The sequence below is a fragment of the Prosthecobacter sp. genome (genome assembly GCF_014879935.1).
GTDB lineage: Bacteria > Verrucomicrobiota > Verrucomicrobiia > Verrucomicrobiales > Verrucomicrobiaceae > Prosthecobacter.
Map to the genome: position 1 here is coordinate 20,022 of NZ_JACSRD010000085.1, position 7,257 is coordinate 27,278.

At 63.0% G+C, this 7,257-nt stretch carries 7 protein-coding genes and 1 tRNA gene; 3 read left to right on the forward strand and 5 right to left on the reverse strand.

Annotation, left to right across the window (positions count from 1 at the left end):
• From IAE77_RS04595 to IAE77_RS04610, 4 genes are read right to left on the reverse strand one after another with little or no spacing between them, the layout of a single operon-like run.
• Positions 1–702, reverse strand: a complete 702-nt coding sequence (locus IAE77_RS04595; RefSeq protein WP_294222526.1) for a hypothetical protein — start codon at positions 700–702, stop codon at positions 1–3.
• Complete coding sequence (locus tag IAE77_RS04600) at positions 699–2,060, reverse strand: radical SAM protein (protein ID WP_294222529.1); 1,362 nt, start codon at positions 2,058–2,060, stop codon at positions 699–701. Before IAE77_RS04600 ends, IAE77_RS04595 begins: the two co-directional genes overlap by 4 nt.
• Before the next feature lie 14 nt (positions 2,061–2,074).
• Complete coding sequence (locus tag IAE77_RS04605) at positions 2,075–2,701, reverse strand: hypothetical protein (protein WP_294222532.1); 627 nt, start codon at positions 2,699–2,701, stop codon at positions 2,075–2,077.
• Positions 2,702–2,741: 40 nt separating this feature from the next.
• Positions 2,742–3,671, reverse strand: coding sequence for a hypothetical protein (locus IAE77_RS04610; protein WP_294222535.1), 930 nt, complete (start codon positions 3,669–3,671; stop codon positions 2,742–2,744).
• Positions 3,672–3,935: 264 nt separating this feature from the next.
• On the opposite strand from IAE77_RS04610, the gene IAE77_RS04615 reads away from it, so the two are divergent.
• The 3 genes from IAE77_RS04615 (at position 3,936) to IAE77_RS04625 (ending at position 6,876) form a co-directional block, all read left to right on the forward strand.
• Complete coding sequence (locus IAE77_RS04615) at positions 3,936–5,699, forward strand: dynamin family protein (RefSeq protein ID WP_294222537.1); 1,764 nt, start codon at positions 3,936–3,938, stop codon at positions 5,697–5,699.
• A gap of 33 nt (positions 5,700–5,732) precedes the next feature.
• Positions 5,733–6,758: a tRNA epoxyqueuosine(34) reductase QueG gene (queG, locus tag IAE77_RS04620; RefSeq protein ID WP_294222541.1), complete on the forward strand. Its 1,026-nt coding sequence runs from the start codon at positions 5,733–5,735 to the stop codon at positions 6,756–6,758.
• Between the two features lie 43 nt (positions 6,759–6,801).
• A tRNA-Cys gene (locus tag IAE77_RS04625) sits at positions 6,802–6,876 on the forward strand.
• Between the two features lie 18 nt (positions 6,877–6,894).
• Here IAE77_RS04625 and IAE77_RS04630 read toward each other — a convergent pair.
• Positions 6,895–7,257 (reverse strand): hypothetical protein (locus IAE77_RS04630; protein ID WP_294222544.1); only part of this gene is annotated, 363 nt, incomplete at its 5' end.

Here is a 7,257-nt window from a genome sequence, read left to right on the forward strand (position 1 = left end):
TCATTCGTATTTGAGCATCTTCCGTTCTCTGCGGCCTTCCAGAATCATCCACAACCAACCAAGGCAGGCGAGAAACGAAACAGGCACAGAGAGGAGGGCTAGAATGTTTAAAAGTCCGTAAGCGGCGTCTTGGGACGTTTTATCCGCCTCGCGGATGCCGCCCATGATGTTGAAGACGACATGGTGCAGGTTCAGACTAACCAGCGTGATGAAAATGGCCGCCAGCGGCACGGCGGCGAGGCAAAACACGCTTCCCATGGAAAGCTGGCCAAGGCGACGCAGGTAGTGCATCCACAGAACCAGCCGCCACAACGCCACGATGCCCAGAAAGCGCAGGTTCATCGCGTTCGCGGCTTCCAGCGTCATCCACTTCTCCACCGGAATGGCGTAGAGGGCCGCGGGCGGTGAAGTCAGCGTGATGAAGGTCAGAATGCCCGTGTAAGTGAAGCGTTGCGGGGCCACCGGTTTGACGACGAGCCACATCACGGCCGCCAGCACGAACACGTAGATCACCGAACCGATGCCGGTGTGCTGTAGCAGCGTGGCGCGTGTGTCGTCCCAGTAGCGTCCAAAGCCCACGAGCCAGCACAGGGTCAGGCCGACGATCAGGTGGCCGCGATCGAGGCTGGCGTAGTCCGCGGCACTGGCACGGAAGGTGAGAAGACGGAACCAGAATCGCGGCAGGGAAGGCTGGGGGCTCATGACGGACGATGTCGGATGCAGTGCTGGAACGTCTTGCGGCGGCGAGACGTGCGTTCGTCAGAATAGACGGCACGCATCAGGTTGTGAAAGCCCGATTTCAGCGCCTCCACCGTCATGCGGGCGGGACGGAAGGTCAGATCAAAGAGCGTGTGCTGGCTCCAGCCGGCGTCAGGCAGGAGGCGCGACTCGGCTGCCAGTTTTTGCCGGAGACTCGTGCCTGGAAACGGCGTGAGGAGCGTGATCTGCACCTCGGCGAGGTCCAACGAGTCGATGTAGTCGAGCGTGCGCTCGAAAATGTCCGGCCCGTCATGATCGAAGCCGATGACGAAGCAGCCATTCACCGAAACGCCATGATCCTGGATGCGGCGCACCTTGTCCGCGTAGTCGCGATGCCGTTTCGACTTCCAATTGCGCGTGTCGAGGTCACGCATCGACTCGGAGGAGGCGGATTCCAGGCCGATGAGGACCTGTGCGCAGCCGGATCTGCCAAGGCTGCGCAGCAGCGCCTCGTCATCGGCCAGCGAGATGTCGGATTCGGTGAACCATTTCAGCGGATGATCGGCCAGCAGCGCCACGAGCTCACGCGACCAGGCCTTGTCCACGAAGGTGTTGTCATCCGCCAGCTCGATGAACGGTCGCGGCCACAGGGCGAGGATGGCCTCCAGCTCCCGCCTGACCTGGTTCAGCGCCTTTTTGCGATACGGGCTGATGGTGCGGGACGCGGCGCAAAACGAGCAGTGAAGCGGGCAGCCACGGGTGGTTTGCAGCGTCAGGCGGTTGTAGCGTTCCAGGTCCAGGAGATCGTAGCGAGGCACCGGCAGCACTTCGTGGAATTGCGATGGCGTGCTGTGAGTGGCCGAGTCATAAAGCCGCCGCCAGTTGCCGCGCTCGAGATCAGCGACCAGCCGTGGCCAGACGAGTTCGCCTTCGCCTTTCACCACGATGTCGCAGTGCGCGGCGGCCTCTTCCGGCAGGGCGCTGGCGTGCAGGCCGCCGATGATCACGAGGACGCCGAGCGCACGCAGCTCACGGCTCAAGGCGTAGGCTTCATCGATGCGGGCGGTCAGCGACGAAATGGCGACCACGGCGAAACCCTCGCTGGCGATGGTTCGCGCCGCGTCCGGCGGCATGGCGTCATGTTCGCGATAGGCGATGTCCCATTCTGCAGGGGTGTGGGCCGCCAGGGTGAGCAGACCGAGGCTGGGCAGTGAGGCGATGACACGGCTGCGTTCGACAAAGCCCGGCAGGGTGAGTCCCAGTGCCAGCAATTCCTGATCGAACACCCTCACACCGCTCATGGCCAGGAACAGAAGACGCTTCCGCACCGGTGGGGCGGCGGAAAGGTGAGTGGCTGGCATGAGTAGCGCCCGTTTTACTTGTCCCAGCCGCGGATCTTCACATGCACCTGCGCCACGCGGCCCATGTAGTGGTCCATAGCGAAGTCGTTTGCGGCTTTGAGCATGTGCTCCTTGGCCTTGGCCTCGTCGCCGGTCGCTTCGAAGTAGAGACCAAGGTAAAGGTGCGCGTAGCAGCGATGATTCCGCAGGCGCTCGCCCTCTCCTTCCTCGGCGGCCTTCAGCACGGCCTCCTCGCTGCCTTTGCCGGCGAACAGCTCGTGAACCTGCTTCATCGGGATGCGGGAGTCACCTTCGATGGGGATGAAAACCTTTCGGGCGGCAGCCACGCTCTCGCCTTTGGCGATGCAGAGGAAATGCCAGGCGGCGTTCTCCACATCGTTGCCGTTCACGGTCTGATGCACCTCGAACTGCTCGCGCCCGCCTTTGAAATCGCCTGCGTAATACTGCGCCAGGCCGCGCTGCCAGAGCTGCGGCTTCGAACTGGGCACAAGCGCGATCAGCTTGTCGAACGCGGCGACGGATTCCTTCGGTTTCGCGGCGAAAAAGGCGTCCACACCCTGCTGGAAGAGCGCGTCAGGGGATTCCTGGGCCCAAAGGGAGGACATCAGCCCGCAGGCGAGAAGAATGAGGCGTTTTTTCATGGTGAGCATCAAACGTGAGTGCGGCTGTGTTTCGCGCAACTCACAGCCAGGCGAGCGGGAGCGGCACGATGAGCGCCAGATCGGCGAGGACGCGGTGCGCCTCTGCTGAAACGCGGCGGCTGAAGCCATGAACGACCGCGTGCAGCACAATGGCAGCCGCCGCGGCCTGCGCCGGGCCGCGCAAAGCGTGTTCCAGCGCTCCAGAGTCGATGTACCGCAGCAATGACAAGGCGAAAAGAAGGGAACCGATGACCAATGCGGTGTGGCCGGTCTGTGATGCGGGCTCCTTTTCACGCATGGCGATGCCGTGCAGGTTGCAGGCGAACACAGCAGCCAGCAGCAGGCACTCCAGCACGGGATCGAGCACGTTCTCCGGCATGGCCAGGAAGCGCGTGCTGGTGGTGCAACCCAGGGCGAAGAGCAGCGCGGCGGCGAACTCCTTTGGCAGCAAATGGCCGAGGCGCAGATCGAGCTGACGCAGGAAGGTGAGCACCATCACCGCCAGCACCAGCAGACACAGCGTGAGGCGGAATCCCGCAGGTGCGGGCATGCGCGTGATGAGCATGATGCCGCCCAGCCCGGCGCAGGAGATGAGAAAGTCCCGCGAGGCACGGCTGCCCTGGGCCGACCACGAGGCGAGATAAAGCGCCACGAGCAGCGAAAGGCCACCCGCCTGCCAGAGCACACCTTCCGGGATCACAAACAACGCCATCCACGCCAGGATCGACAACGCTACGGGCACCACTGCGAACATCACCACACGCCGATGACGGTGGTAAAACGCGTGCCGCACATCCAGCTCCGCGGCGTTCTTCACCGCAAAGGTGTCGAGCGTGCGATCGATGACGTAGATGACCCAGCAGGCGAGCGCGAGACCGGCATCCAGCATCGGAGTCAGCCGGATGCCGTGCGCGTGGGCCAGCACGCGCTGCCACAGCACGGCGACCAGCGGCGCCTCCAGGCTCAGCACGTGAGGCCACAGCCACCAGGGCGTGGATCGAGGTTCGGCTGGGGCTGGGCTGGCTTTGCTCAAGCCCTGCTCCTTAGCGTCATGCACGCCGATTGCGAAGTGTGTTTGTGGGGAAATTGCCCTGTGGCGGCGGATGTGGATGGCTGGATCAGGGACTCCATGACCTCCGGCGCTCGATGGAACCAGGCCTTTCCCAGCCACGGCAGGATTCCTGCGTTGGAAGGTTGCCATGACAGACGCCTCGCGGCACTTTGGCCGACCCCCATGATAGGTGATGATTATTTCGAACTTCGTTCGCGCATCGGCACGGACCTGCTGGCGCTCGGCGCGGCGTTGCGTGACTGCGGCGGAGACGCCGATTCCACGGCGATCATCGACAATCTGATCGCCAGCCTGAAGGAGCCGTTCGTATTCGTCGTCGTCGGCGAGGTGAATGTGGGCAAATCGACCTTCCTCAATGCCTTGTTCGGCCAGGACTTCTCCCAGACCGGCGTGGTGCCCACCACGGACAAGATCCTGTTCTTCAAACACGGTCCGCACCACGAGGTGGTGCCTGTGACGCCCACGCTCGACGAGGTGCAGGCACCGGTCGATTTCCTGCGCGATTTCCACATCGTGGACACACCGGGGACGAACTCGATCGAAAACGAGCACCAGCAGATCACGGAGCGTTTCGTGCCCATCGCCGATCTGGTGATCTTTGTCTTCTCGGCGATGAACCCCTGGGGCGCATCGGCGTGGCAGTTTCTGGAGAAGGTGCACCGCGACTGGATGCGCCACGTCATCTTCGTGCTCCAGCAGAGTGATCTGCGCAGCCCTGAGGAGATCCAGGTCATCACGGACTACATGAGCCAGCTCACGCGCCAGCATTTCGGCCGTGATTTCCCGCTGTTCCCCGTCTCGGCGAAGAAGGCCATCCTCGCACGCGACGCAGGTCTCGATCACGAGCGTCTGCATCGTGAGAGCGGTTTTCATGGCCTGGAGGCGCACATCTCATCGCTGGTGCGGCACAACACCGCGCGCCTGACAAAGCTCGGCAGCACCGTGCGGCTCGCGCGGCAGATCCTGGAGCGCATGCATCAGCAGCTGACGAACAGCCTGGTGGAGGTGAAACGCAAAGCCACCGTGCTGCAAGACCTGCAGACGGAACGCGAGCTCCAGGTGGACCGCACTTTGAAAAAGATCCTGCCGGCCCTGGACGCCACCGAGCGCGACTACCACGAGTCCGTGCTGCGCGTGGCCGGTCTGGCCAGCGATGCGCTCACCACGGGGAAGGCGTTTCAGCGCAAACCGTCCTCCAGTGATGAAACGATCGAGGAGCGGCATCAAAGCCTGGATCACCGCCTGTTTCAGGAGCTGCAGCATCGCACGGGCGACCGCTGGCGGCAGGTCAGCCTGGTGCTGGAGGAGGATGTGCATCAGTTCGAGCGTTTCCTGTATGCCCAGGGCCGCGGCGTGATCTTTCCTGTGGATATTTCCATGCCGGTGCATGCCTACGAGGATGAGGAAAGCGAGCTGCGCCGCCGGTTTGGCGCACGCGTCGATTCGGCCTTGCGGCGTTTTGTCATCGGCCTGCAACTCGACGAAGCCATCGACCCCGGACTCGAAAAAGCACGCCGCACCGCCCGCTGGCTGCCACGGCTGGTGCTGCCGGCCATCATCGCCACCGCGGTGTGTGGCTGGCTGGACGGCCCCACGAGCGCCGGCATCGCCGCCGGTGCCAGCGTCCTGCTGCTGGCCGTCGTTTACCTCCTCACCCAGGTGCGCTTGAGCAGCGCACGGAACACCATCTTTGACAAGCTGGAGCAGTCCTCCGCCACCCTCCGCGAATTGCTGGCAAAACAGGTCACCGAGGATGTCACAGCGACGTTTGGCCGGTTCCTCGACATCCTGAATCCCGCCCAGGCTAGCGCGGCTCAGTTCGAGGAGGAACGCGCCACCCACCTGGAGCGCCTCGGCAAGCTGTCCGACTCCTTCGCCGTGCTCGAAAAACAGATCCAGGCCCTGAACCCGGGCGGCAGCCGCTGATGCCGCGGGTCGTCCAGACTTCGTCATTCCACCGTGACTCCTGCCGAGATCAAGAATGCGCTCATCGCCAAGGCCCGCGCGCTCGGCTTTGACGACTGCCGCGTCGCACCAGCGCTGCCTGCCCGGCATCGCGAGCTCTATGAGCAATGGATTGCCGAAGGCAAACATGGCGACATGGCCTGGATGGCGCGCAACATCGAACGCCGCACCGATCCGCGCATCGTCCTGCCCGGCGCTCAGAGCGTGATCGTTCTCGCGGTGAACTACTTTCAAGGCCCGGGACCGCAGACTGGCTATCGCATCGCCCGCTACGCCTGGAATGACGACTACCACGACCTGATCGAAAAGAAGCTCCGCGAGCTGGATGCCTTTCTCATGACCCACGGCGGCACCCAGAAGCCCTACGTGGACACCGGCCCCGTGCTGGAGCGTGACTTCGCCAGCGAAGCCGGGCTCGGCTGGGGAGGGAAGAGCACAATGCAGATCCATCGCCACCTGGGCACGTGGTTCTTCCTGGCCGACATCCTCACCACCCTGGAACTGCCCGCTGACACGCCTGCGAAGGACATGTGCGGCAAATGCACGCGCTGCATCGATGCCTGCCCCACACAGGCCATCACCGCACCGCGGCGCATGGATGCACGCCGATGCATCTCCTACCTCACCATCGAGAGCAAAGGGCCCATCCCGGCTGAATTCCGCCGGGCCATCGGCGACCGCATCTACGGCTGCGACGCCTGCCTGGAGGCCTGTCCCTGGAACCGCCACGCGCAGGAGTCCCGTGAAGCTGCCTTCCAGGCCCGTGAAACCGTCTTCAGCAGGCCCCTGCGCGATTTCCTGACCCTCACTGACGACGACTTCCGGGCACTTTTCGCCAAATCGCCCATCAAGCGCATCAAGCGGCCCGCCTTTCTCCGAAACGTGTGCGTGGCGCTCGGAAACACCGGCACAGCGGACGATCTGCCCGCCCTCGAAACCGCTGCGGCCGATCCCCATCCGTTGATCGCCGAACACGCGGTCTGGGCCGCCGCTGAGATTCGCCTGCGCCACGGCGGTTGACAGGGAGAGCCGATCCGCCTACTCTCCGCCTGCTTTCGAGCACGGCGAGGTAGCAAAGTGGTAATGCACTGGTCTGCAAAACCGGTATGCGCGGGTTCAATTCCCGCCCTCGCCTCCACCTTGTAAAATCAAGGTTTCACGGCTCAAAATGAGCAAAGTAAGAACAAAAGTAAGAACATGTTCGACCACATCTGATGATGTTTCGGGAGGTCTGAAACCACTCTCGCTGCTCATCTTGTGCGCATATTCGCACAGCATAGTTTGCCTCATCCTCGACACATACAGCCACGTCCGCCGTCCGCATCATGACCGCATGGCGGAACTGCTGGCGTGATTCTATTTGGGCGTAAACTTCAGCCGTCACTTCTTCACGGTCGCTGTTCCTGTAAGCCGTCCAGATGAGTCCCGGAATGTAATGGTGTTCCCTCTGACGGTGCTGGTGCCAGTGATTCGGCCTGATGGATCGCGGTAGGTAGTGACTCCAGATGAGGATGTTGAG